Below are 25,213 nucleotides of genomic sequence, written 5' to 3'. Positions count from 1 at the left end.
GGCAGCCCCGTGGGGCGCCTGCTCGATCAGGCCAAATCCACATGAAGTGACGAAGAACCTGACTCTTTGGGTAACCCCAGGAACATTACGGTTTACTATGAGAAGGCGCAGGCAACTCTCGGAGCGCCAGTAGGCACTGACCCTGCTCCTGCTGGATCAGAGATATTCACCGATGTGAATGGCAATGCCGTATATTTTGACGGCACGGATTATTATGATGCTGGTGGCGCCAGTTCCGGTGCTACACCGCCCGCAGGCTCTACTCCCCTGACGCCAACGGCCGAGCCGAATACTTGGAATGTAAAAGTCAGCATGGATGGCTTCTACGATCCGGCTAACGATACGACCGTTGAGTTCGATAATAACGGTACTTTGCAGGCCGTTGGTGGTACTGCAGGCACTACTACCTATGACCTGAATTTCGCCAGCAATGCCAATACCCCACTGGGTGGTGATGCCCAAGCACTTGCTGTTCAGGTCAATCTCGCTGGCACTACCCAGTTCGGCAATACCTCCACGACCAGTACCCTGACTCAGAACGGCTACACCTCCGGCACGATGGTGGGCATCACAATCGAAGACGATGGCACCATCATGCGCAACTACTCCAACGAGCAGTCGCGCCCGGCCGGCCAGATCGCCCTGGTGAACTTCCGCAACGAGGAAGGGCTGACGCCGGCCGGTGACAATGCCTGGACGGCGAGCGTCGAATCCGGCCCGGAACTCGTCGGCGAGCCGGGTACCGGGGTGTTCGGTGGCGTGGTGTCGGGTGCGGTGGAGACCTCCAACGTGGACATGGCCCGCGAACTGGTCGACATGATCGTAGCCCAGCGCGCCTATCAGGCCAACTCCCAGACCATCAAGACTCAGGACGAGCTCCTGCAGACTGCCATCAACCTGCGCTAAGCCTGAGTCGAGACGGGAGTCCCAGCCATGGATCGCATCCTCTATACCGCCATGAGCGGCGCCAAGCAGAGCATGGACCAGCAGGCGGTGGTCAGCCACAACCTTTCCAACGTCTCCACGGCCGGCTTCCGCGCGCAGCTGCATGCCATGCGCGCGGTGCCCGTGCAGGGGGAGGCGGCCCATGCCACCCGGGTGTCGGTGGCGGCCAGCACGCCGGGCACCGACTTTTCCCAGGGCCCCGTGCAGCGCACCGGGCGTGACCTCGACGTGGCGCCGGAAGGCAACGCCTGGCTGGCAGTGCAGGCGGACGACGGGGGAGAGGCCTACACCCGGCGCGGTGACCTGCAGGTCGATGGCAACGGTGTAGTGCAGATCAATGGGCGGCCGGTGATCGGTGCGAATGGCCCGATCATCGTGCCGCTGGGCTCCAGCGTCTCGGTTGGCGCCGACGGCACGCTCAGCGCCATCGGCGAAGGGCAGGACCCCGATGCGCTGGTCGACGTCGGCCGGCTCAAGCTCGTCACGCCTGGCGAAAACGGCCTGGTACGGGGGGAGGACGGCCTGTTCCGTGCCCCGCCGAACGCGGAAGGCAACGTAGCAGCGCTGCCGGCGGACGAGAATGCCCGGGTGGCCAGTGGTTCGCTGGAAGGCAGCAACGTCAGCGCCGTGGAAGCCATGGTCTCCATGCTGGACGTGGCGCGGCGCTACGAGATGCAGATGAAAGTGGTCAGCACCGCCGACGAGAACGCCCAGCGCGCCAACGGCCTGCTGTCCATCCAGGGCTGATGCGGCCCACGCAAGAGGAACCTAGAACATGATCAAGTCACTCTGGACCGCCAAGACCGGCCTGGAATCCCAGCAGGTCAAGCTCGACGTCATTTCCAACAACCTGGCCAACGTCAGCACCAATGGCTTCAAGCGGTCGCGGGCCGTCTTCGAAGACCTGCTCTACCAGAACCTGCGCCAGCCCGGTGCCCAGAACGACGTGCAGAATCGCCTGCCATCCGGCATGCAGGTCGGTACCGGCGTGCGCCCCGTGGCCACCGAGCGCCTGCACACCCAGGGGGGGCTGGAAAACACCGGCAACTCGCGCGACCTGGCGATCAACGGCAACGGCTTCTTCCAGGTGCTGATGCCGGATGGCTCCACCGCCTACACCCGCGATGGCAGCTTCCAGCTCAACGAGAATGGCCAGATGGTCAACGCCAACGGCTATCCGCTGGAGCCGGCCATCATCATTCCCGACAACGCCCTTTCCCTCTCGATCGGCGAAGACGGCGTGGTGTCGGTGCGTCAGCCGGGCAACAACCAGTCGCAGGAAGTGGGTCAGGTCACCATCTCCACCTTCGTCAATCCCACGGGGCTCGAGAGCATCGGCGGCAACCTCTACGTCGAGACGACCTCGTCGGGACCGCGCAACGAAACCATGCCCGGCATGAACGGGGCGGGGCGCCTCTCCCAAGGCTATGTCGAAACCTCCAACGTCAACGTGGTGGAGGAGATGGTCAGCATGATCCAGACCCAACGGGCCTACGAAATCAACAGCAAGGCGGTCCAGACCAGCGACGAAATGCTGGCGCGCCTGGCTCAGCTGTAAGGCCGCCGGCCCGGAGAATTGCGTGAACTCCCAGTTGCCCCCCGTGGCCCGGCGCCTTGCCGTGGCGCTGTTGGCCCTGACGTTGCTGGCCCTGGCTGGCTGCGCCCAGATTCCCCGCGCCTCGATCGTGGGTGAACAGGAGCAGCTCGCGCTCGTTGAGCCGCCGCCGCGCAAGGCCAATGGTTCCATCTACCAGGCGCATCGCGGGTACCAGCCACTGTTCGAGGATCGGCGCCCGCGTCAGGTGGGCGACATCCTCACCATCGTGCTCGACGAAGAGGTCAGCGCCAGCAAGAACGCGCGTTCCAACGCCGATCGCGACGGCTCGGCGAGCCTCGATCTGGCCCAACTACCGGATGCTCTGGAGACGCTTTCCGAATACGGGTTTGACGTGTCCGGCGAGAGCGACTTCAGCGGTGGCGGGGGTTCCCAGGCCAACAACTCCTTCACCGGCACGATCACGGTGTCGGTGCTCGAGGTGATGCACAACGGCAATCTGCGCGTGCGGGGCGAGAAGCAGATCGCCATCAATCAGGGCGTGGAGTTCATCCGCTTCTCGGGGGTGGTCAATCCGCGTGCCATCACCGGGCAGAATACGGTGCCCTCCACCAGCGTGGCCGATGCGCGCATCGAGTACGTGGGCGATGGCTACATCAGCGAGGCGCAGCACATGGGCTGGCTGCAGCGCTTCTTCCTCAACGTGTCCCCTTTCTGATCTGATGGCTTTTGGCTTCCGAGGCAACCCGATGACGTTTCCCGTAACCCGCGCAGTACGCCCGTTGCCGCTGCGCCGGCGCCTGGCGAGCCTCGCCGTGCTGTTGCTGGCTTGTGTGGTGGCCCTTCCGGCCCAGGCCGAGCGCCTCCGCGAACTGGCCAGCTTTGCCGGCGTGCGCGACAACGTGCTGGTCGGTTATGGCCTGGTCGTGGGCCTCGACGGTACCGGCGACCAGACCATGCAGGCCCCCTTCACCGGTCAGAGCCTGACCAACATGCTTTCGCAGCTCGGCATTACCGTGCCGGAAGGCACCAACATGCAGCTGCGCAACGTGGCCGCCGTGATGGTCACCGCCGACCTGCCGCCTTTCTCGCAGCCCGGCCAGCGTCTCGATGTGAACGTGTCGTCGGTCGGCAACGCGCGCAGCCTGCGCGGTGGCACCCTGTTGATGACACCGCTCAAGGGGGCGGACGGTGATACCTATGCCATCGCCCAGGGTAATCTGCTGGTCGCCGGTGCCGGTGCCGAGGCGGCCGGCAGCAGCGTGCAAATCAATCAGCAGGCGGGGGGGCGCATTGCCGGCGGGGCCATGGTCGAACGCGAGGTGCCCGTCAAGCTGGGCGCCGACAACGGCTTGCTGGAGCTCCAGCTCCATGAGGCTGACTTCGGTACCGCACAGCGGGTGGTGAGCGCCATCAATCTGGAGTTCGGGCGTCCGGTGGCCGCCGCACGCAACGGGCGTGTCATCGCCCTCGACGGTCCCCACAATGCCAACTCCCGGGTCAACTTCATGGCGCGGGTCGAGCAGATCAACGTCACGCCCACCGAAGCCCCGGCCAAGGTGGTGTTCAATGCGCGCACCGGTTCCGTGGTCATGAACAGTGCCGTGACGCTACGCCGTGCCGCCGTAGCCCACGGCAACCTTTCCATCGTCATCGACACCCAATTCGGCGTCAGCCAGCCGGCACCGCTGGGCGAGGGCGAAACCGTCGTCGTGCCGGATGCCGATATCGAGATCCAGCAGCAGGAGGCCTACCTGAGGGTGGTGGAAGGCGCCAGCCTGACCGAGGTCGTCAATGCGCTAAATGCGCTGGGCGCCACGCCCCAGGACCTCATGGCGATACTCGAAGCGCTCAAGGCAGCCGGCTCGCTGCGTGCCGAGTTGGAGATCATCTGATGAGCATTCAGCAATCCAGCAGCCAGTTTGCCCTCGACATGCAGGGCCTGCAGCGCCTCAAGCACACGGCAAGGCAGGATGCCGGGGCCGGTTTGCAGGATGCCGCCAAGCAGTTCGAGGCGATGTTTCTGCAGATGATGGTCAAGAGCATGCGCGATGCGGTACCCACCTCGGATCTGATGTCCAGCAAGCAGACCGAGTTCTATCAGTCGATGCTCGACCAGCAGTGGGCGCAGACGATGTCCGAGCGTGGCATCGGCCTGGCCGATCACCTGGTGGAACAGCTCCAATCGCGAGGACTCGTTCCGCCGTCACAGGAGCGAGTCGACGAGGGCGAGCTCGAGGCCCTGATTGCGGGCATTCCCCGCGGTACCCCGAGTGTGCTTCAGGATGCCATCCAGCCCGATGCCGAGAGCACCTCCGAGCCCGCTGAAACCGCCCCCGCCGACTCGCCATCCCACTTCCTCGATGCTCTGGATGCCCAGCGCGGCGGCTTCATGAATGCCGTCCAGGCAACGGTGGCCGCCAGTGAAACGGTACCAGGAGCTGAATCCACCCGGGCCAAGGCGCCCGGCGATGAGCTGGGGCCCGTGCAGCGCTTTGCGGAACGCCTCGTCGAGCCCGCCCGAGCGGCCAGCCGTCGCACGGGGGTGCCGGCCGAGCTGATTCTGGCTCAGGCGGCGCTGGAGACCGGCTGGGGGCGGCATGAGATTCCCACGGCCAATGGCGGCAACAGTCACAACCTGTTCGGTATCAAGGCCGGCAGCAGCTGGGCCGGCGAGACGACGGACATCACCACCCACGAATACATCGACGGCCGGCGCACGCCTGTCACCGACGCCTTCCGCGTCTATGACTCCTTCGAGGCGGCCTTCACCGACTATGCGCGGTTGATCGGCGACAACCCGCGCTATGCGGCAGTGGGCCGGGCTGGCTCGCCCGAACAGGCGGCCCGGGCCTTGCAGGCCGGTGGCTATGCCACCGACCCCGCCTATTCCGACAAGCTCATCGCCATCATGGGACAGCTGCGGAATACCGCGGGCACGGCCCTGGCCGAGGCCGACACGGGTAGCGATCTCAGCCTGGCGCAGTCGCTGTACTGAGGGCGTGCCACGCGCTCGCCGTCACGGGATTATTCATTGATAGGCCTAAAGTTGCCGGCGGCGTCGCCGATAAACAGGGTATTGGCAAAGGAAGCGAGACCATGAGCATCTTCTCGACTGGCCTGAGCGGACTCAACGCCGCCCAGAATGCCCTGAATACCACCAGCAACAACATCAGCAACGTCTACACCCCCGGGTTCAACCGAGAGTCGACGATCCTCTCCGAAGGGAAGGGGGACGGTGGCGTGCGTGTCAATGATATCCAGCGCCAGTTCAACCAGTACGTGGCCTCGCAGCTCAACGCGGCGACCAGCGCCTCGAGCGCCCTGGAAACCTACGAGAACCAGGTCAGCCAGATCGACAATCTTCTGGCCGATCGGGATGCCGGACTGGCCCCGCTGGTCCAGAACTTCTTCTCGTCCCTCGAGGATCTGGCGGGGGCACCGTCCGATCCCGCCTCGCGTCAAGGCGTACTGGGCAGCGCCGATACCCTGAGTGCGCAGTTTCGCGCCTTCGATGGCTACCTGCAGGACATGCAGGAGGGCATCAATGGCCAGATCAAGGATGAAGTCACTCAGATCAACAACACCACCCAGCAGCTGGCGACCCTGAACCGCGAGATCGCCCTGGCCAGGGCACGGCAGGGTGAAGCCCCCAATGGACTGCTGAACCAGCGCGATCGGCTGGTGAACGAGCTCAGTGAGCGCATGGACGTGCGCCTCAATATTCAGGACGGCAAGGCCTATAACATCAGCTTGCCCAACGGTCAGCCGCTGGTGTCCGGCACCGAGCATCGCCCGCTGCTGGCCATGGAGTCGCCGAGCGATCCCCAGCAGATGGTGCTGGGCTATCGTGACTCGGGGGGCAACGTCCAGCCGCTGTCGGAAGACACCGTCACCGGTGGTACCTTGGGCGGCCTCATGACCTTCCGCGCCGAGACCCTCGACAAGACCCAGAATCAGATCGGCCAGATGGCCGTCTCCATGGCCGTCGGCTTCAATGAGCAGCACCGCCTTGGCCAGGATCTTGATGGCGAACAGGGCGAGGACTTCTTCGCCATCGGTCAGCCACGCGCCTACTCCAATGAACGCAATGCCGGCAGCGCCGAGATCGACGCTACCGCCTTCGATGCGGCCAATATCGGTAAGCTGCGTGCTACCGGCTACGAGATTCGAGTGACGCAGGATAACCCTACCGATGCTACCGGGTTTTCGATCATCCGCAAGGACAGTGGCGAGCAAGTCAGTCTCGACGCTGATGCGTTCGATGCTGCGACCGATACACTGTCTTTCGGCGGCATGACGCTGACGTTCAATGACAGCACCGCCCTGCAGGAGGGCAACCGTTTCGAGGTGCAGCCCGTACGCCAGGCCGCTGCTGAGATGGAAACCAATATTGCTGATCTCGATAAGATTGCGGCGGGTAGCTTGGTGGCGACCGACGGCGATATGGCCGTATCGGGGCTGGGGGCCGACGCCGGCGCACTCAGTGGCGGCGAGGCCTACGATATCACCTTGAACGATGCGGGCCAGCTAACCTTCAGTGGCGCAACCGGCTTCACCCAGCCGACTGACATTCTCGTCAATGGAGAGACGCGCACTGTGGACGCTTCTGGCGTTGTTGATGGTGCTCCCATAGCCGCCAGTGACAAGCTGGAAGTCAACGGCGTCCGATTCACAATTGACGAACTGCCCCAAGCCGGGGAAACCAGCGGCCTGGAGTTTGGCCGCAACGCTGCGGGCTCGGGCGACAACACCAATGCCTTGGCGATGCAAGACTTGCAGGATGCCGAGCTGGTCGCCGGCAATGCTTCGCTCAGCCAGGCGTACGGCAGCATGGTCAGCGACGTGGGCAACCGCACCAATATCGTCAAGGTCAATCTCGATGCTCGCCAGGGGCTGACCGATCAGCTGCGGGCGGTGCAGCAGTCCGAGTCCGGCGTGAATCTGGACGAGGAGGCGGCCAACCTGATCCGCTTCCAGCAGTTCTATCAAGCCAACGCCAAGGTGATCGACACCGCCTCCACGGTGTTCGATACCATCCTCGGCCTGCGTAACTGATTCTGAAGGGAGTCTTCCGGCATGCGTATCAGCAGCGTCACCATGTACGAGCAGAGCGTCTCGTCCATGAATCGCCAGCAGAGCGACTTCCTCAAGGTCGGGCAGCAGATCGCCAGCGGTCGCCGAGTGGTCAACCCCTCCGACGACCCCCAGGCCGCGTCGCGTGCCGTGGGCGTCTCGCAGGCCAAGGCCGTCACCGAACAGTATGCCGATGCGCGGGTGTCGGCACGCAATACGCTGGCCCAGGGCGAGAGCGTGCTCAACAGCGTCAGCGACGCCATCACCAGCGCCAAGACGCTGCTGGTGCAGGCTTCCAGCGATACCCTGAGCGACGTCGACCGCCAGTCGGTCGCTGCGGAGCTGCGTGGTATCTATGAGAGCCTGGTCGGCCAGGCCAACGCCACCGACGGCAACGGCCGTTACCTGTTCGGTGGCTATCAGGATGATTCCCCACCCTTTGCCCGTACCAGCGGCGACGGGGTAGAGGGGGTCAAGTATATCGGCGACGACAACACCCGTGCCCAACGCATCGACGCCTCACGGTTGATGCCGGTGGCGGACAACGGCGAGACGATTTTCCGCAGCGTGCCCTCGGGCGCGGGCTATGTGGCCCGGGCAGAAAGGGATACGGATGCAGGAAGCAGCAACACTATTGGTGTTCAAGAAGCAGAAGGCTTCTTCGCCAATAGTGGCTCGGTCACGTTCAAGGGTCCAAGCCGTGTAAATGCTGATGCTGCTGGTTTCGGTGAGAGTTTCCGTATTGAGTTCAGTGTTGATGACACTACTACTCCCGAAACTGTCTCTTACTCTGCTCTCGATGCGGCTGGAAATGCCATGCAGGATGAAGCGGGTAACTCTGTCCAAGATGTAGTCTATGAGTCGGGGCAAACCATCAACGCTGCTGGAATCAGTATTACCCTTGAAGGCGAACCTGAAGACGGTGATCAAATCCAGCTGCGCCCGGCCAATGCGGACGACGCCAATCAGGATCTCTTCAAGTCCCTGAAGGACGCCATCGACGTGTTGGAGATGGATCAGCAGGGGCAACCCGAGAACCGCGCCCATGTCCGCAACACGCTCTCTTCCACCATGCGCGAGCTCGACAACAGCCTCGATAACGTTCTGACGGTGCGTGCCTCCATGGGGGCACGGCTCAACGAGCTCGATGTCGTCGATGCCGTGGGCGGCAACCGCATGATGAACTACGAACAGACCCTGTCCGACCTGGTCGACCTCGACTACAACGAGGCCATTTCGGAATACAGCCTGCGTCAGGTCGGGCTCCAGGCCGCCCAGAAGGCCTTCGTGGATATCAAGGGGCTGTCGCTCTTCAATTTCCTCTGATCACCGTACGCCAGTGCTTCCCTGCCGACCGTGGCGACTGCCATGGTCCTTGTCCCGCCCCGGTTCGCCAGGGCGGTTTTTTCGTTTGAGCTTCACGTCGGGGGCGGGAGTGGCGCAAGGCTTTCGATGAGCTGGTGCACAAAGGCCAGGCCGTTGCCGAACAGGCGCGCCAGGAAACGCGAGATATCGGTCATCAGCACCATCAGCAGTATCAGGCCGACGGTCAGGGAGGTGGGAAAACCGATATTGAAGACGGTGAGCTGCGGTGCCGAACGGTTGAGGATGCCCAGCGCCAAATTGATGATCAGCAGCGACCCCACCAGCGGCAGGGCCAGCGACATGCCGGAGACGAAGATCGTGCCACCGTAGCGCACCAGCAGCTCGAAGGCCGCCGGATCGAAGCGGCCGATGCCGATTGGCAGCCCCTGGAAGCTGGCGATCAGGGCCTCGAGCACCATCAGGTGGCCGCCCATGGCCAGGAACATCAGCAGGGTGATCATGTAGAAGATGCGCGACAGGATCGCCGAGTTCGTGCCGCTGCTGGCATCGAAGAAGGTGGCGAAGGCGAGCCCCATCTGCATGCCGATGAACTCGCCGGCGGCCTGCACGGCGGCGAAGGTCACGCGCATGACGAGCCCAATGGCGATGCCGATGAGCAGCTGCTCGATCATCACCCCGAAGCTTGCCCAGGAGAGCATGGGAATGTCGGGCATGGGCGGCAGCACCGGCGCGATGACGACGGTGATCAGCAGAGCCAGGCCGATCTTTACCTGTCGTGGGACGCTGGAATGCCCCCACAGCGGCGAGGCGCCGAAAAAGGCGAGGATACGCACGAAGGGCCAGAAGAAGGCAACGAGCCAGCCCTGGAGCTGGGCGAAGGTCACCTCCACCATGGGCGGGTCACTGCAGCATGCCGGGGATGCCGGTGAAAAGCTCCCGGGTGAAGTCGGTGATCAGCTTCAACAGCCAGGGGCCGGTCAACACCAGCACCGCGAAGACCGCCAGGATCTTGGGAATGAAGGAGAGGGTCATCTCGTTGATCTGGGTGGCCGCCTGGAAGAGGCTCACCGTCAAGCCCGTCAGCAGGGCCGTCAGCAGCAGGGGGCCGCCCAGGAAGAGGGCGGTGCGCATGCCTTGGTAGGCGATTCCCATGACCGTTTCGGGTGTCATCGTGTCGGCTCCTTCCCGCCAGACGGGCGGGTCACGCGAACGAGGCTGTCACAGGTAGTGGCTGTCACAGGTAATGGTTGTCACAAGTAGAAGCTTTCCGCCATCGAGCCCACGATCAGCTGCCAGCCATCCACCAGCACGAACAGCATCAGCTTGAAGGGCAGCGAGATGGTCACCGGCGGCACCATCATCATCCCCAGCGACATCAGCGTGCTGGCCACTACCAGGTCGATGATCAGAAAGGGGATGAAAATGGTGAAACCGATCTGGAAGGCGGTCTTCAACTCGCTGGTGACGAAAGCCGGCACCAGGATGCGAAAGGGGACCTCTTCCGGGCCCTGCATGGGCCCCACCTCGCCGAGACGGGCGAAGAGGGCGAGGTCGGGCTCGCGGGTCTGGGCCAGCATGAATTCGCGGACCGGCACCTGGGCCCGGGCCAGAAACTCCTCGAAGTTGATCGCGTCGCTGGTGAGCGGTACCCAGGCCGTCTCGTAGACGTTGCCGATGACCGGCGACATGATGAAGAAGGTGAGGAACAATGCCAACCCCAGCAATACCTGGTTGGGGGGCGTGGCCTGGGTGCCCATGGCGGTGCGCAGCAGGCTCAACACGATGATGATGCGCGTGAAGCTGGTCATCATCAGCAGTGCCGCGGGCAGGAAGGCCAGCGAGCTCAGCAGCAGCAGGGTCTGCAGGGAGAGCGACCACTGCTGTCCGCCATTCTCGAGCGGCCTGCTGACGATGCCGGGAATTTCCTGGGCCAGTGCTCCGGCGGTACCGACGAGCAGCAGCAGGACACCGGCCGCTGCCAGCAGCAGGGCGCGCATCATGATCCCCTCCGGCCATTGCCTCCCAGACCGGCATTGTGGCGCAGGGCACGGGCGAAGCGGGTGGCGAAGGGCTCGTCACCTGCCGCCTCCGCTGGCGCGCCTTCGGGAGTGGGCGGGGCGGGCATTTCATGCACCTTGGTGACCTGGCCGCCGCCCACGCCGAGTACCAGCCAGGTGTCTTCCACCTCGACGATCACCAGGCGCTCGCGGTTGCCCAGCGCGGTGCTGGCGACGACCTGCAGGTGGTGGCCGGCCATGCGGGTGTGCCCGCCCCAGCGGCGCAGCAACGCCGTGCACACGAAAATGATAACGACGACCAACGCCAGGGCGGCAGCCGTCTTGCCCAGGGTGGCCATGCCCACCAGGCTGTCGCCGCTCGAGGCGAGGGCGTCGAGCCCGGCAGCCTGCGTTTCGGAAGCAGGGGTGTCGCTCATCGATTGAGTTTCTGCACGCGTTCGGAGGGCGTGATGATCTCGGTGATGCGGATGCCGTACTTGTCATCGACAACCACCACCTCGCCCTGGGCGATCAGGTAGCCGTTGATGAGGATGTCCATGGGCTCTCCGGCCAGGCCGTCTAGCTCGATCACCGAACCCTGGGCCAGTTCCAGAAGCTGCTTGATGGTCAGCTTGGTGCGGCCGAGCTCCACGGTTAGCTTGACCGGGATGTCCATGATCATTTCCAGGTCACGCGGTGTCGTGCTGCTGTCCGCGCCCTTGTCCAAAGGACGAAACACCTGGTCGCCGGCCGCCTGAGCGGGTGCCTTGGGACGCGACTCTTCGGCGGGCCTGTCCTGCTCGGCGGATTCCGCGGCTTCCTGCTCGGCCAGAGCCTCGGCCCAAGGATCTTCCTCGGCCGGGCCCGACGACTGCTCCGCCGCCTGCTGCTCAGCCATGGCTTCCGCCCAGGGATCGTCATCGGCAGAGGCTCCGGTGTTCTCCTGCTCGGACATGGCGGCCGCCCAGTCATCGTCGGAGACGTTCTGATCGGGTTTCTTGGGATCAGTCATGCTTGAAGTCCTTGGCTTGCGGCGCAGTGCCCTTGATGAAGGCGTCGGGAGACGAAGAGTGCTGCGCCCCATGGTCGATGATGCGGATGACACGAAGCGCGCGTTGGTCGTGCTGGCTGCCGTACTCGCACTTCATCACGGGGACGCCATCCACACTGGCCGTTACGGTTTCCGGCAGCTCGAGGGGCAGGACGTCGCCCACCTTCAACGCCATCACGTGGGCGATCCGGCTGGGAATGGTGGTGAAATTGGCGATCAGCTCCACCTCGGAGTGACGAAGTTCGCCCGCCATGCGCTGGGTCCAGGTGCCGTCCTGGTCCTGGCTGCCATCGCTGAGCGGGTTGGCCAGCAGGTCGCGCAGCGGCTCGATCATCGAGTAGGGGATGCAGACCTGGAAGCTACTGGTGAGGTTGCCCACCTCGATGTTGAAGCTGGTGTTCACCACGATCTCATTGGGCGAGTTGGTGATGTTGGCGAACTTCGACTGCATCTCGGAGCGCAGGTAGCTGATCTCCAGCGGGTACACCGACTTCCACGATTCCGAGTAGGCATCGATGGCCAGTGACAGCAGGCGCTGGATGATCCGCTGTTCGGTATTGGTGAACTCGCGCCCCTCGGACTTGGTGACGAAGCGCCCGTCGCCGCCGAACAGGTTGTCGACCACCATGAACACCAGGTTGGGGGGGAACACGATCAGGGCCGAGCCGCGCAGCGGCTTCATGGCGATGATATTGATGTTGGTGGGCACCGGCACGTTGCGCGAGAAGTCGCTGTAGCTCTGGTAGCGCACGTTGTCGACGGTAATGTCCGCGCTGCGGCGAAGCAGGTTGAACAGACCCATGCGGAAATGGCGCGCGAAACGCTCGTTGATGATGTCCAGGGCCTGCAGCCGCTCCCGGATGATCCGGTGCTGCGTCGCCGGATCATAGGGGCGCACGCGGGAGTCGCCGTCGCTGCGCGCCGACGGCTCATCATCTCCGCTCACGCCCTTGAGGAGCGCGTCGATCTCTTCCTGTGACAGCAGGTCGTCTTGGGACATGGTGGCCCGCCAGCGCTATTGGACGATGAACTCGGTGAACAGCACGTCCTGGATCTCCAGCGACGGCTGCGGCTCGGTCATGGGCTCAGAGAGGGTTGCTATCACTTCCTGGCTGAGCAACCGCTTGCCCTCCGGCGAAGTGAGCTCCTGGGCCTCCTTGCCGGAAAAGAGCGTGAGCAGGCGGCTGCGCACCTGGGGCATGTGCTCCTCGAGCATCTCGCGCGTCTCCTCGTCGCCGACCTTGAGCGAGAGACCGGTATACAGCAGTCGCGAGCCGTAGCGGTCGTCGGCCAGGTTGACCGTGAAGGGCTCGATCTTGACGAAGATCGGCGAAGGGCGTTCTACCTGCTGTGTCTGCAGCTGGCCGTCAGCCTCTGTACCGTCATCCTGCATCACCAGATAGATGGCGATGCCGGCCGCGACGCTGGAAAGCAGTACCAGCACCAGCAGTAGCCATAGAAGCTTGGAAGAGCCGTCCTTCGAGTTTGCCATTGCCCTGCCTATCGTGATGGGTTGTCGTGATGGATCGCCGTGCGAAAAACCGGAAGTATGCCCGGTGGCGTTCCGGAACGATGGGGCGAACACCCTGCGTGTACGCCGCTATCTCAAGTTTTTGTCAGCGTCGAGGCCCTGGCCCGCGTCTCACGGCCTCAGGCGTAAAGGTTGACCCGGCCGTCCAGGGCGATGTCGCTCATGCCCTCGCCGGCAGGAGGCGTGCCATCGCCGCGGGCCAGGCCTTCGTCGGCGAGCTCACCCTGGCCCGCCGTGCCACGGCCGCTGCCTTCCTCGTTACCGGCGAAGGCCTGGCCCTCCTGCTGGCGCTGCTCGCCCACCGAGGTGTCGTTCAGGTCGATGCCCTGCTCGGCAAGGGCCTCGCGAAGCTGAGGAATCGCCTGCTCGATGACCTGGCGCACCTGGGCATGGGCCGACAGGAACTGGGCCTGGGCACCCTGTTCGGTCATCTTGAGCGTCACCGACAGCGGCCCGAGTTCGGCAGGATGCAACCGCATCTCGATGTGCTGCTCCCCTCCCTGACGAGCGAACTGCACCAGCTGCTGGCCCAGCTGGCCGGGCCAGGCCGGGCTCTGGACCGGTGCACTCAGGCTGGCCTGGCCGGGCATGCCAGTGCCGGTCGTTGCGGCAGTCGCCGACGCCATGGCCTGTGTGAAACTGCCCTGCGGGCCGGCTGGGCTGCTAGTCAGGGCCGCCATGGCCTCGTTAGCTACCGCTCGCCCACTCTCGCTGCCGAGCCCGTTCGATCCGGCGTTCTGACGTGCTGTCAGCCAGGCTGTCTCGGCGGCCCTGACATCGAGTGACTTGGCGTCGAGCGGTGTGGGTTCGAGCGACTTGGCGGCGAACTGCGGGCCGCCTCTATCGGTAGCTTTCGCCTCCCGTCCCTGGCCGTTCAGCAGCGCGTCGGCGGGTGTCCCAGTGGCAGGCTGGGCTGGCGCTGCTATCCCTGGGCGTGCTTCGGCCGCTCGCTCGCCGGCCGTTGCCTGGCGCTGACCGCCGGCCAGGGCCGCCAGGGCTTGCTGGAGAGCGGCGATGCTGGTGTCGTCAGCGGTTTGGGCGCTTGCCTCGTTGGACTGAATGGCCGCCTCGATGGCCTGGGCGGTCGCCGCGTCGAGCGACGGGTCGTCAGCCAAGTCCGTCAGCACGTCCTCCAGGCGAGGCAGGGGCGTGCCTTCCTGTCCGGGCTGCGGTGGGGCGGCAGAGGCGTCGGCCATGATGGACTCCAGGCGCTCCACGATCGCCTCCAGGTCCTGCTGCGCCTGGGGCAGTTCCAGCTGGGGAGCGTCGGCGCCGGGCATCGACAGACCGTGGGCAGCCAGTGCCTCGGCGAGGGCGTTGGCGCGTGCCGTCTGGGGGGGGGGCTGCGCGGTCGGCGTCGCGGAGGCAGACGCCGCCAGCGTGGCCAGGTCGCCGCCCGTGCGCTGCCCGGCGCTGGCCAGGCTCTGGGCGAACTGCCCGGCGGCGGGGGCGTTGCCCGGCTGCCTGGTGGCGCTCTTGCCCGGTAGGGCGGCCAGCATCATCTGAATGTCCATCGCCATCTCCCGCTGTGTCTCAGGTGTCGCGGGCGGCGTTGCGCTCGCGCAGCAACCGTCCCGATGCCATTTCGTCATTGAAGCGCTGCTCGCGGCGCGCTTCCTGTTTCTGCTGCTCGGCTTCGCGGCGCGACGACAGGGTGTCGTAGGCCGAGAGCCGCTGCTGTTCCTGCTGCCACTGCTGCTGGCGCCGCGTCACCCGCTGGCGCTGTTCCTCGAGGGCCTGGCGGGCGCGCTCCAGGGCGGCATCCAGCGAGGCGAGGAACTGCTGGTAGTTGTGCATGCTGGCCGGGTCGATGCCGTCACGCATGGCCTGCTGCAGGCGCACCGCGTACTCGTGACGATAGCGGGTCAGCGACTCGAGCTGGGCGTTGACCTGCTGCTCGCTCTGTCGCTCGCCTGCCAGCGCCTGGCCTGCCTGGTCGCGGGCATTGCGTGCCAGCTCGCTGAGCATGTCCAGCTGTGAGGTTGCACTCATTGCTTACCTCCGAGGGTCGTCTCGAGCTGCTTTCGGGCCGCGGCAATCGAGGCGCTCTCCTGCATGCTCTGCTGGAGGAATTGCTCCAGCGCGGGGTAGCGCCTCACGGCCTCGTCGAGCTGCGGATCGTGGCCCGGCGTGTAGGCCCCGACGCTGATCAGGTCGCGGTTGCGCTGGTAGCGCGAGAAGAGCTGCTTGAAGGATTGCGCCATGCGCAGCTGGTCGGCGTCGATGATGTGGGTCATGGCACGGCTGATCGACGCCTCGATGTCGATGGCCGGATAGTGCCCGGCCTCGGCCAGGGTACGCGACAACACGATATGGCCGTCGAGGATGGCGCGCGCCGAATCGGCGATGGGGTCCTGCTGGTCGTCGCCTTCGGTGAGCACCGTGTAGAAGGCGGTAATCGAGCCGCGGCCGCGCTCGGCGTTGCCGGCACGCTCGACGAGGCTCGGGATCTTGGCGAACACCGAGGGCGGATAGCCCTTGGTGGCCGGCGGCTCGCCGATGGCCAGGGCGATCTCGCGCTGCGCCATGGCGTAGCGGGTCAGGGAGTCCATGATCAGCAGCACGTTCTGCCCCTGGTCACGGAAGCCCTCGGCGAGCCGCGTGGCATAGGCAGCGCCCTGCAGGCGCTGCAGCGGCGAGGTGTCGGCCGGCGCGGCCACGACCACGGCGCGGCGGCGCCCCTCTTCACCCAGAATGTTGTCGATGAAGTCCTGGACCTCGCGCCCCCGTTCGCCGATCAGCCCCACCACGATGACGTCGGCCCGGGTGTAGCGCGCCATCATGCCGAGCAGTACCGACTTGCCTACGCCGGAGCCGGCGAACAGCCCCATGCGCTGGCCGCGGCCGATGGCCAGCAGCGAATTGATGGCGCGAATCCCCACGTCGATCTGGTCCTCGATGGGCGCGCGCGACAGTGGGTTGAGCGGTGGGGAGGAGAGTGGTGCGCGCGGCGCGCCCTCCAGTGGGCCGAGGCTGTCGAGGGGCTGCCCGTTGCCATCCACGACCCGCCCGAGCAGGGACTCGCCCAGCGGGAAGCGTCGGGCGGCATGGTCGGGGCCGTCGCCCAGCGGAAAGACCCGCGCGCCCGGCATCAGGCCGGTGATCTCGGAGAGCGGCATCAGGAAGAGCTTCTCGCCGGCGAAGCCGACCACCTCGGCTTCCGCATAGCGCGGCGGCTCATGGCTGCCGGGGGAGGGCAGCTCGATGCGGCAGGCATTGCCCAGTGCCACGCGCAGTCCCACGGCCTCGATCACCATGCCGGTGGCGCGCAGCACGCGCCCGCTGGTGCGATAGGCCGGCACGCTGTCGACCCGCTCGCGCACGTGGGCGAGCGTCTGCTGCCAGCGTGCGTGATGGGGGTTGTGGGCCAGGGCCTCGGGCATGGGGCGCTCCTGCTACTCGCTCTTGCGGTCGGACGACGGAGAGCGGCGCTGGCGCACCTGCGCCTTGACCGCCTGCCAGCGGCTCTCCCAGGTGGCATCCAGTTCGCCGCTGGCGCTGGTGACCCGGCAGCCTCCGCGGGTGAGCTGGTCGTCGGGCTGCAGTTTCCAGCCGGCGGCTGCCAGCTCCTCGCCGAGGTGCTTTTCCACCAGCTTGTGATCCAGGGGGTGGAGCCACAGGCGCTGTTGCCCCGTCAGCGGCGGCTCGGTGTGCAGCAGGGCACGGATGATCTCGAGGATCTGCCGCGGGCGCGTCTTGAGCGCCTCGCCGGCGAGCTGGTAGCCGGTCGACAGGGCCAGCGCCACCAGGTCGTCGCCGAGCCGTTCGTCGAGCTCGCTGAGGGCCTCGGAGAACGCCGTGGCAAGCGGCTCGAGGGGGGCGAGGGTTTCGTGGGCGCGTGCGTCAAGCTCTTCCTCGGCCTGGCGGCGCCCCGCCTCGAGCCCCTGGGCATGGCCCTCGCGGCGGCCCTCCTCGAACCCGGCCCGGTAGCCTTCCTCGCGCGCCTCACGGCGTACCTGCTCGCGCAGCGCCTCCAGCTCGGCACGCTGCCGCTCGGCAGCGCGGCGAGTGGCGGCCTCCTGCCGGGCGTGCTCGCTCGGCGGTGCGGCCTCCTCGCGGCGGCGCGCACCGGAGGCCAGCTCGCCCATGTGCCAGCGCTGCCAGGCGGCGTTGCGCTCGATGGGGACGGCGGGCTGATCAGACATAGGTGTCGTCTCCGCCGCTCAGCACGATCTCGCCGGCATCGGCGAGGCGGCGCACCACCTGCAGGATCGCTTTCTGCTCCGCCTCCACCTGGGAGACGCGGATGGGGCCGCGCGCCTCCATGTCCTCGCGCATGAGGTCGGCGGCACGGCGCGACATGTTGCGCAGGAACTTCTCCATGAGCGAGTCGGGGGCCCCCTTGAGCGCCACCACCAGCGAGTTGGTGTCGATCTCCTTGAGCACCAGCTGGATGCTGCGATCGTCGATGTCGAGCAGGTTCTCGAACAGGAACATCTCGTCGATGATCTTCTGGGCCAGGTCCTCGCTGTGGGCGCGCACCGTCTCGATGGCGGTCTCTTCCTGGTTGGAGTTCATCAGGTTGAGGATTTCCGCGGCGGTTCTCACGCCGCCCATCTTGCTGCGCTTGAGGTTCTGGCCGTCGAGCATGTTCGACAGCACCTCGGTGAGCTCCTGGAGTGCGGCCGGCTGCACCCCGCTGAAGGTGGCGATACGCAGCACCACGTCGTTGCGCAGCTTGTCGTCGAAGAGCTCGAGCACGTCGGCGGCCTGGTGACGCTCCAGGTGGACGAGGATGGTGGCGATGATCTGCGGGTGCTCGTCGCGGATCAGCTCCGCCACCATGGAGGGTTCCATGAGGTTGAGCGAGTCGATACCCGAGCTGGTGCTCGAGGTCTCGAGCACATCCTCGATCAGGCTGGTGGCGCGCTCGCTGCCGAGTGCCTTGGTCAGCACCGAGCGGATGTGCTCGCTGGAGTTGAGGTTGAGGGCGATGAACTCCTCGGTCTCGTCGTTGAAGTCCTGCAGGACCCGCTGCATGTCCTCGTGGGAGACCTGGCCGAGCTCGGCCATCTCCATGCTGAGCTGCTGAATCTCCTTGGGCGGCAGGAACTTGAACACCTCGGCCGCGCTGTCCTCGTCCAGGGCCAGCATCAGGATGGCGCTGCGGCGCAGGCCGCTCATGGCTTGGGTGGTTGCGGCACTCATTCCTTGTTCATCCAGTTGCGAACGATCATGGCTATCATGCGCGGATCCTCCTGGGCCATCTCGCGCAGCTCGGTGAGGTGGTCCTCGTAGGCGGACGACTTGCGACGGCGCTTCGGCTTGGGATAAGTGCGCTCCTTGTCGGCGCTGGCGTCCTCGCTCTCGTCCTCGCTGGTGGCCGCCTCGTCACCCACCTGCACGCTGAGCGCGCCGCCCGTGGTGGTGGCGGTGGTGAGCACCGGCTGCTGGGTATAACGCTTGATCAGCGGGCGCAGGATCAGCAGGTAGGTGAGCAGGATGCCCAGCGCGACCAGGAGGTAGCGGCCGATGGTGAGCGCCAGGGTGTGCACCTCGGGCGATTCCCACCACTCGAGGGTTTCTTCTGCCTCCTCGGTGCGACTGAAGGGGCTGTTGACCACTTCGATTTCGTCGCCGCGTGCCTGGGAGAAGCCGATGGCCTGGCGCACCAGGCGCTCGATCTGGTCGATCTCGACATCGCTGAGCGGTACCTGTTGCCATTCGCCGGCTTCGTCGCGCTCTTCGCGATAGTCGACCACCACCGCGGCGGAGAGACGTTCCACGCTGCCACGACGATGCTGGATGTGCTCGACGCTGCGGTCCACCTCGTAGTTGACCACGTCGTCCTGGCGCAGGTTGTTCAGCGCCTGCAGCGCCTCTTCCTGGGCCGTCGTTTCCTCCTCGCCGTTCTCGGCGTCGCCTTCTTCGCTGTCCTCGCCCTCGGGCTGGGCGATGGGGGAGGGCGCCGTGCCGGGGGGCGTGTTGCTCAGCGCGCCAGGGATCCCCAGCGCCAGGTCGTCATCGCCATTGTAGGAGAGCGAGGACTGGCGGCTGCGGATAGCGGCTTCGTTGGGGGGCTGGTTGGGCGCGTAGCGCTCGGCGGTCTGCTCCCGCCGGGAGAAGTCGATCTGGGCGGCCACCTGGGCTCGCACGCGCTGGCGCCCGAGCAGGGGAATGAGGATGTTCTCGATGCGCTGCCGGTAGGAGCGCTCCACTTCGGCGATGTAGTCGAGCTGGGTGCCGTCGAGGTCGAGGCCATTGCCGCTGGGGGTGGAGAGCAGGCGGCCGTTCTGGTCGACGACGGTGATATCCTCGGCGGCAAGGTCGGGCACGCTGCTCGAGACCATGTGCACGATGGCGTTGACCTGGCCTTCGCCCATTGTCCGCCCGGGCTGCATGGTGAGCACCACCGATGCCTTGGCCGGCTTCTGGTCACGAACGAACACCGAGTCCTGGGCCATGGCGAGGTGAACGCGAGCCCGCGTGACCGGCCCCAGCGACTCGATGGAGCGCGACAGTTCACCCTCCAGGCCGCGCTGGAAGTTCACCTGCTCGGCGAACTGGCTGACGCCGAACGCCTGCTCGTCCATCAATTCGAAGCCGACATTGCCGCCTTGCGGCAGGCCCTGTTCGGCGAGCTGCAGGCGCAGGGTGTGAACCTGGTCGCCGGGCACAAGCAGGGCCTGGCCGCCCTGGCTGAAACGATAGGGTACGCCGCGGCTGTCCAGCTCGCCGATGATACGACCGCCGTCGGCCTCGCTGAGGTTGCTGTAGAGCACCCGGTAGTTCGGGCTCTGCGCCCACATGATCAGCGCCGCCACGATCGCAATGAAGGCGGCCCCGCCGATGAGGACGGCAATCAGCGGGTTGTTGCGCAGGGGGGCCAGCAACTGATCCAGCGAGCCCTGCCTGGCAGAGCCCGCCGTCTGGTTGTTGCTGGATTCCTGGCGGTTTGGCGTCGTAGCGCCATTGCTCATGCGCACCCCCGAGAGCGCGCCATGCCCGCCTGATGAACCCTGGTTTCCCTGCTTTTCCGAGATGAAGGCATCGACTGCATCCGTCCATCGCTATTCTGGCGCCCGTGCTGCAGTGTGACCTGCCGGCAAGTGCGCATTTATGATGGACGCCATTATCCAAGGGGGCGTGTACGCCAAAGGCAGGAAAAGCCCGGTTTTTCCGTGCCATTTGGTGGCATGGCGCGCGACACCGAGCTGCTAGCCTGGCATCACCTTTAAAGCACCGTCGTGATTTTCGATTATCTGACCAGGGACAGCTTGCGCATGAGTTCACCCTCCATCCAGTCGGCGCTTGCCCAGATGCAGAGCCTCGCCAGTCAGGCCGCTGGCCAGTCTGACAAGGGGCAGCAGGTTTCCACCCGCGTGGGACAGGGCGGCTTCGCCGACGAGCTGCAGGCGTCGATCCAGCGCATCAACCAGTTGCAGCAGACCGCCAACAGCCAGGCCAAGGCCTTCCAGGCCGGCGATCCCAGTGTCGAGCTCAACGACGTGATGGTCGACATGCAGAAGGCCAGCGTCGCCTTCGAGATGGGCAAGCAGGTGCGTAGCCGCCTGGTGACGGCCTACAAGGATGTCATGAACATGCAGGTGTGAGGCGCGTGCTTATGCCTCGAGATCGATGAGGCGACCCTGCAGCTCCTGAAGTCGCTCGGCGATCGCCAGCACTTCCTCGGCGGGGATCTGGCGCAATACCTCGCCGGACTCCCGATCGATGATCTTCGTCACCACTTGGGAAGGTACCTCGTTGATCTCGAATTCCACACCGTACTGACGCAACACCTCGTTGATGCGCTGGACCGGCTCGATCAGCTCGGCCTGGCCCGGAGCCTGGGCATGGCTTTCGGCCTGGGACAGCATACCGCCGGCGGTGGGCAGCGAGGCGATCACGGTTTCCTTGCGTTCGCGAGGTGTCATCGTCTGAAGCGGCGAGGGTGCCTGGGCACTGGTGGCATCGGTCAGCGGTGATGTCATGGCGATCTTCCCTTGTTGTCGGTTCTTGACCCGCGCAGTGGGTCCCCTCCGTTTCAGTCCCTATCGGCCGTTGTTTCACCAACTTTAGCCTTTTACGGTCGAGGGGCGCCTTTCGCGTCATCGATCCGTTTTTTCTTGTCAAACAAGCCACTCAGGCCAAGGCCGGCGAAGCTTGTCAAGCCATTCGCGGCCTGTCTTGATCTGTGTCATTGCAACTTTAGTGTGCCCTTACTAGCGTCTTTCCCTGCGCAAAGCGAAAGCTAATACAACGCTTGCCGAACGATAACGAAAACGCAGGGAGCAAGGAGACGATGCGCAACAACCAGCCGGTAACGGACAGCGAGTATGTCATACGCGAGGATCAGAACCTCATCTCGCGTACCGACAGCAAAGGGCGCATCACCTATGCGTCTCCTACCTTCTGCGAGGTCAGCGGCTACTCCCGCGACGAGCTGATCGGCTCGCCCCACAACCTCATCCGCCATCCCGACATGCCGGAGATCGCCTTTGCCAACCTCTGGGAGACCCTGGAGGCGGGGGAGGTGTGGTCCGGACTGGTCAAGAACCGGCGCAAGAACGGTGACTTCTACTGGGTGCATGCCAATGTGGTGCCGATCGTCGAGGCGGGCGAAGTCAAGGGCTATACCTCGGTACGGGTCAAGCCGCGCGATGCGGACAAGGCGCGGGCAGAGGCCGCTTACGTGCGAATCCGCGAAGGGCGTGCCCGGGGTATCGGGCTGAATCGCGGCCGCCTCGTGCATACCGGTCTCGTCGGTGCGTTGCAACGGCTCTCGCTCAATGCCTTGCAGGGTCGGTTGCTGGCCACGCTGTTGATGGCGGTCGCGGGTCTGATGCTGGCGGGGCTACTGGTGTGGCAGTGGCGGTTGCTGATTGCCCTGGCCGTGGCTGGCCTGGTGGTCAGTGTGTGGCGTCGTCATGCCGCCGCCGTGTCACGGACGCGGGAGTTCGCCATGCAGGTCGCGGCCGGCAATCTGGCCGCATCGCCGCCGCCCGTCGGCCGTGACGGCTTCGGTGAGGTGGTCGACGCCATGGCCATCATGCAACGCAGCCTCGCCAACATCTCCGTGGATATCCACGCCATTCTGGCGACCGTCTCCCGCGAGACTGCCGAGCTCGAGCGGGACAACCGTAACCTGGCGTCACACACCCAGCAGCAGTCCGATTCGCTGCAGCAGACGGCGGCGAGCATGGAGGAGCTGACCACCACCGTGCAGCAGAATGCCGCCAATACCGAGCAGGCCGAGAGCGAGGCGGACAAGGTGCGCCGCGCCGTCGGCGAGAGCGACGAGGTGGTCAGGCAACTGGTGGCGAGCATGCAGCAGATCGCCGCCAGCGCTGGCAAGATGACCCAGGCCATCGAGGCGATCGAGGGGCTGGCCTTCCAGACCAACCTGCTGGCGCTGAACGCCTCCGTCGAGGCGGCGCGTGCCGGCGTGCACGGTCGCGGTTTCGCCGTGGTGGCCCAGGAGGTACGCCGGCTGGCGGAGAGCTCCGCGGATTCCGCCGAACACGTGCGACGCCTGATCGATACCACCCTCGAGGACGTGGGGGTAGGCGAACAGCGCATCGCCAGCCTCGAGACTCACAACCGTGGCGTGGTCGAGGCGGTAGGCGGCATCGACACCCTCATTCGCGAAATCGCCACGGCGTCTCGGGAGCAGGCCATCGGGCTCGAGCAGATCAATCAGGCCGTCGTCGGGATGGATTCGTCGACGCGCCAGAACGCCGAACGGGTCTCTCATTCCGCCTCGCTCGGCACACTGTTAGCCGAACAGGTCGAGCAGCTGAGCGTGGCGATTTCGGCGCTGCGCCAGGCCGGTGAAGGCAAGGAGTGGGTCAGTCGCGAGCAGCGGTTCCAGGCGCAGCGAGCGCGAAAAACGCCGGCCGAGCAGGTCGAGGCGGTACCGGCGGAGGTCGAATCCCTGCCTGTCGGTGCGCTGTGATAGGCTAGCCGCCATGCCGGGAATGAATGACAAGGAACGGTACGATTCATGACGCAACCCCCTTCGGGTGTGACCGCGGAGAGTGGTCGGAACAGTCGCTCGACAGATGACCGCCATCGCCAAGGATTGCCGTCGTGTTGCCGCTTTTTCGAGCAGGCCAATGAGGCGATTCTGTTGACCGATGCCGAGCATCGCATCCTCGGCATGAACCGTGCCTTCGGGGATTTCATCGGCCGCGCGGCGGAGCATGTCGTCGGCGAGTTGCTGACCGACTACCTGCAGTCGCCGACGGCGCTCTGGCACGACGAGTACGACGATCGCTTCCGCGTGCAGGCGGAGTGTTGCCATGCCTCGGGCGAGAGGCGCCCGGCGCTGCTCTCGGTGAGTCGCCTGCGCGATGCCGCGGGCGGCATCGACCATTACATCATCGTGGTCACCGACCTGGCTGCCCTGGTGGATACCGGCAAGGCCTCGAGCGCGAGCCGCGAGGTGTTCTTCGACGCCCTTACGGGCCTGCCCAACCTGCAGCTCGTCACTCAGCTCATCCAGGACGCCATGCAGCACGCCGTGCGTACCGGCGGCGAGCTGGCCGTCTGCTCGCTCGATCTCGACCACTTCAAGGCGATCAACGACCGCCTGGGCGAGGCGGCCGGCAACCTGCTGCTCTCCGCCTTCGCGCAGCGTATCAGCCACCTGCTGGGCGGTGACGAGGTGCTGGCGCGCATCGGGGGCGACGAGTTCGTGCTGGTGCTGCACCGGCGTGCCGAGAGCGACTTTCTCGATCGGTTGCAGCGCGCCATCCGCCAGCCGATGCTGGTCGGCGACCAGTCGGTGCGGGTCTCGGCAAGCCTGGGCGTCACCCACTATCCGGGCGATGCCGCCGACGGCGACGTGCTGTTGCGCCATGCCACCCAGGCCATGTATCGCGCCAAGCAGCGCGGCCGCGATACCTATCACTGCTTCGACCCCGAGCTCGACCAGGCCCTGCAGGTACGCCAGGAGCGTCGACGGCGTTTCGCGGCGGCCATCGCGGGCGACGAGCTGTGCCTCTATTACCAGCCCCAGGTGGACATGGCCAGCGGCAATGTGGTGGGCGTCGAAGCGCTGATTCGCTGGCAGCATCCCGACGAGGGACTGCTCTCGCCGGCCGCCTTCCTGCCGGACATCGCCGGCAACACTCTCGAGGTCGATCTCGGAGAGTGGGTGCTGGCCCAGGCGATGTGCCAGCTCCAGGCGTGGTGCGAGGCGGGCATCACCTTGCCGGTGAGCGTCAACATCGCACCCTCGCACCTGCTCCAGGCCGATTTTCCCGAGCGTCTCGCCGTGATGCTCGAGGCCAACCCTATGGTGCCGGCGCACCTGCTCAAGCTGGAGGTGCTGGAGACGGCGGCCATGCACGACATCGAGACCGCCATGGCGGTGATCCGGCGCTGCCAGACCCTCGGCCTGCGCGTGGCGATCGATGACTTCGGCACCGGTTTCTCGTCGCTGACCTACCTGCGCCAGCTGCCCGTCGACCTGATCAAGATCGACAAGAGCTTCGTGCGCGACATGCTCAGCGACCCGGACGACATGGCCATCGTCGAAAGCATCATCTACATGGCCAACCGTTTCGAGCGGGCCATGCTCGCCGAAGGCGTGGAGAGCCTGGAGCACGCCCGCGCCCTGACGAAAGTGGGCTGCCGCCTGGCGCAAGGCTTCGGCATCGCCCGCCCCATGCCGGCCGCTCAGGTGCCGGACTGGCTGGCCGAATGGCCATCGCGCCAGGAGTGGAGAGCACTCCAGCAACCCCACCCAACCCCCGGGCCCGGCCCGAGGTGAAGCTCGGTTTCATTCA

The 25,213-nt window shown here is 65.5% G+C and carries 25 protein-coding genes; 11 read left to right on the top strand and 14 right to left on the bottom strand.

The annotated features are described in order from the left end of the window. The first annotated feature begins 66 nt into the window (after positions 1-66). The 8 genes from FEF15_RS14040 to flgL all read left to right on the top strand — a co-directional run bounded on the left by FEF15_RS14040 (position 67) and on the right by flgL (position 8,902). Positions 67-906, top strand: a complete 840-nt coding sequence (locus tag FEF15_RS14040; RefSeq protein WP_163559797.1) for a flagellar hook-basal body complex protein — start codon at positions 67-69, stop codon at positions 904-906. A 27-nt stretch (positions 907-933) separates the two neighbouring features. Beyond that, on the top strand, positions 934-1,692 hold the full coding sequence (locus tag FEF15_RS14035) for a flagellar basal body rod protein FlgF (protein WP_163559796.1): 759 nt from the start codon (positions 934-936) through the stop codon (positions 1,690-1,692). Between the two features lie 28 nt (positions 1,693-1,720). Continuing rightward, positions 1,721-2,503, top strand: coding sequence for a flagellar basal-body rod protein FlgG (gene flgG, locus FEF15_RS14030; RefSeq protein WP_163559795.1), 783 nt, complete (start codon positions 1,721-1,723; stop codon positions 2,501-2,503). 22 nt (positions 2,504-2,525) lie between these two features. After that, entirely contained in the window at positions 2,526-3,218 is a 693-nt protein-coding gene (locus tag FEF15_RS14025; RefSeq protein ID WP_163559794.1) for a flagellar basal body L-ring protein FlgH, read from the top strand. Positions 3,219-3,249: 31 nt separating this feature from the next. Beyond that, a complete protein-coding gene (locus FEF15_RS14020; RefSeq protein WP_163559793.1) occupies positions 3,250-4,395 on the top strand; it encodes a flagellar basal body P-ring protein FlgI in 1,146 nt (381 codons plus the stop codon). Continuing rightward, a complete protein-coding gene (flgJ, locus tag FEF15_RS14015; protein WP_163559792.1) occupies positions 4,395-5,498 on the top strand; it encodes a flagellar assembly peptidoglycan hydrolase FlgJ in 1,104 nt (367 codons plus the stop codon). The genes FEF15_RS14020 and flgJ overlap by 1 nt, the downstream gene beginning before the upstream one ends. Before the next feature lie 101 nt (positions 5,499-5,599). Continuing rightward, positions 5,600-7,558 (top strand): flagellar hook-associated protein FlgK, encoded by a 1,959-nt coding sequence (gene flgK / locus FEF15_RS14010; protein ID WP_163559791.1) that lies wholly within the window; start codon positions 5,600-5,602, stop codon positions 7,556-7,558. Positions 7,559-7,579: 21 nt separating this feature from the next. Then, positions 7,580-8,902, top strand: coding sequence for a flagellar hook-associated protein FlgL (flgL, locus tag FEF15_RS14005; protein ID WP_163559790.1), 1,323 nt, complete (start codon positions 7,580-7,582; stop codon positions 8,900-8,902). Between the two features lie 92 nt (positions 8,903-8,994). Here the strand turns inward: flgL and fliR are convergent, their stop codons facing one another. The 13 genes from fliR to fliF all read right to left on the bottom strand — a co-directional run bounded on the left by fliR (position 8,995) and on the right by fliF (position 20,401). After that, positions 8,995-9,795, bottom strand: a complete 801-nt coding sequence (fliR, locus tag FEF15_RS14000) for a flagellar biosynthetic protein FliR (protein ID WP_163559789.1) — start codon at positions 9,793-9,795, stop codon at positions 8,995-8,997. Positions 9,796-9,802: 7 nt separating this feature from the next. Next, positions 9,803-10,072 carry a flagellar biosynthesis protein FliQ gene (gene fliQ, locus FEF15_RS13995; RefSeq protein WP_163559788.1) on the bottom strand — a complete coding sequence of 90 codons (270 nt, stop codon included), beginning with the start codon at positions 10,070-10,072 and terminating at the stop codon, positions 9,803-9,805. An 80-nt stretch (positions 10,073-10,152) separates the two neighbouring features. Next, positions 10,153-10,902, bottom strand: coding sequence for a flagellar type III secretion system pore protein FliP (gene fliP / locus FEF15_RS13990; protein ID WP_163559787.1), 750 nt, complete (start codon positions 10,900-10,902; stop codon positions 10,153-10,155). Continuing rightward, positions 10,899-11,336 (bottom strand): flagellar biosynthetic protein FliO, encoded by a 438-nt coding sequence (gene fliO / locus FEF15_RS13985; protein WP_163559786.1) that lies wholly within the window; start codon positions 11,334-11,336, stop codon positions 10,899-10,901. The genes fliP and fliO overlap by 4 nt, the downstream gene beginning before the upstream one ends. Beyond that, positions 11,333-11,911, bottom strand: a complete 579-nt coding sequence (gene fliN, locus FEF15_RS13980) for a flagellar motor switch protein FliN (protein WP_163559785.1) — start codon at positions 11,909-11,911, stop codon at positions 11,333-11,335. Before fliN ends, fliO begins: the two co-directional genes overlap by 4 nt. Beyond that, positions 11,904-12,950 (bottom strand): flagellar motor switch protein FliM, encoded by a 1,047-nt coding sequence (gene fliM, locus FEF15_RS13975; RefSeq protein ID WP_163559784.1) that lies wholly within the window; start codon positions 12,948-12,950, stop codon positions 11,904-11,906. Before fliM ends, fliN begins: the two co-directional genes overlap by 8 nt. 15 nt (positions 12,951-12,965) lie before the next feature. Further along, the gene (gene fliL, locus FEF15_RS13970) at positions 12,966-13,442 is read right to left on the bottom strand and encodes a flagellar basal body-associated protein FliL (RefSeq protein ID WP_163559783.1); all 477 of its coding nucleotides are present in this window, start codon (positions 13,440-13,442) and stop codon (positions 12,966-12,968) included. A 158-nt stretch (positions 13,443-13,600) separates the two neighbouring features. Then, the gene (locus tag FEF15_RS13965) at positions 13,601-14,995 is read right to left on the bottom strand and encodes a flagellar hook-length control protein FliK (RefSeq protein ID WP_163559782.1); all 1,395 of its coding nucleotides are present in this window, start codon (positions 14,993-14,995) and stop codon (positions 13,601-13,603) included. A gap of 19 nt (positions 14,996-15,014) precedes the next feature. Then, positions 15,015-15,473 (bottom strand): flagellar export protein FliJ, encoded by a 459-nt coding sequence (fliJ, locus tag FEF15_RS13960; protein WP_163559781.1) that lies wholly within the window; start codon positions 15,471-15,473, stop codon positions 15,015-15,017. Continuing rightward, a complete protein-coding gene (gene fliI / locus FEF15_RS13955) occupies positions 15,470-16,864 on the bottom strand; it encodes a flagellar protein export ATPase FliI (RefSeq protein ID WP_163559780.1) in 1,395 nt (464 codons plus the stop codon). The genes fliJ and fliI overlap by 4 nt, the downstream gene beginning before the upstream one ends. A gap of 12 nt (positions 16,865-16,876) precedes the next feature. After that, positions 16,877-17,626: a flagellar assembly protein FliH gene (locus FEF15_RS13950; RefSeq protein WP_163559779.1), complete on the bottom strand. Its 750-nt coding sequence runs from the start codon at positions 17,624-17,626 to the stop codon at positions 16,877-16,879. Beyond that, positions 17,619-18,629: a flagellar motor switch protein FliG gene (gene fliG / locus FEF15_RS13945; protein WP_163559778.1), complete on the bottom strand. Its 1,011-nt coding sequence runs from the start codon at positions 18,627-18,629 to the stop codon at positions 17,619-17,621. Before fliG ends, FEF15_RS13950 begins: the two co-directional genes overlap by 8 nt. Further along, complete coding sequence (gene fliF / locus FEF15_RS13940) at positions 18,626-20,401, bottom strand: flagellar basal-body MS-ring/collar protein FliF (RefSeq protein ID WP_163559777.1); 1,776 nt, start codon at positions 20,399-20,401, stop codon at positions 18,626-18,628. The genes fliG and fliF overlap by 4 nt, the downstream gene beginning before the upstream one ends. A gap of 303 nt (positions 20,402-20,704) precedes the next feature. On the opposite strand from fliF, the gene fliE reads away from it, so the two are divergent. Then, positions 20,705-21,034: a flagellar hook-basal body complex protein FliE gene (gene fliE, locus FEF15_RS13935; protein WP_163559776.1), complete on the top strand. Its 330-nt coding sequence runs from the start codon at positions 20,705-20,707 to the stop codon at positions 21,032-21,034. A 9-nt stretch (positions 21,035-21,043) separates the two neighbouring features. On the opposite strand, the gene FEF15_RS13930 is transcribed toward fliE, so the two are convergent. Continuing rightward, positions 21,044-21,412, bottom strand: coding sequence for a flagellar protein FlaG (locus FEF15_RS13930; RefSeq protein WP_163559775.1), 369 nt, complete (start codon positions 21,410-21,412; stop codon positions 21,044-21,046). Positions 21,413-21,723: 311 nt separating this feature from the next. On the opposite strand from FEF15_RS13930, the gene FEF15_RS13925 reads away from it, so the two are divergent. Together FEF15_RS13925 and FEF15_RS13920 are read left to right on the top strand one after the other, a co-directional pair. Next, positions 21,724-23,376 carry a methyl-accepting chemotaxis protein gene (locus tag FEF15_RS13925; protein WP_163559774.1) on the top strand — a complete coding sequence of 551 codons (1,653 nt, stop codon included), beginning with the start codon at positions 21,724-21,726 and terminating at the stop codon, positions 23,374-23,376. 48 nt (positions 23,377-23,424) lie between these two features. Next, the gene (locus FEF15_RS13920) at positions 23,425-25,197 is read left to right on the top strand and encodes an EAL domain-containing protein (RefSeq protein WP_163559773.1); all 1,773 of its coding nucleotides are present in this window, start codon (positions 23,425-23,427) and stop codon (positions 25,195-25,197) included. Positions 25,198-25,213 lie beyond the last annotated feature (16 nt).

Source organism: Halomonas sp. NO4, from assembly GCF_010994375.1.
In the GTDB taxonomy this organism is placed as follows: Bacteria; Pseudomonadota; Gammaproteobacteria; order Pseudomonadales; family Halomonadaceae; genus Halomonas.
This window is presented reverse-complemented; position numbering and strand designations above follow the sequence as displayed.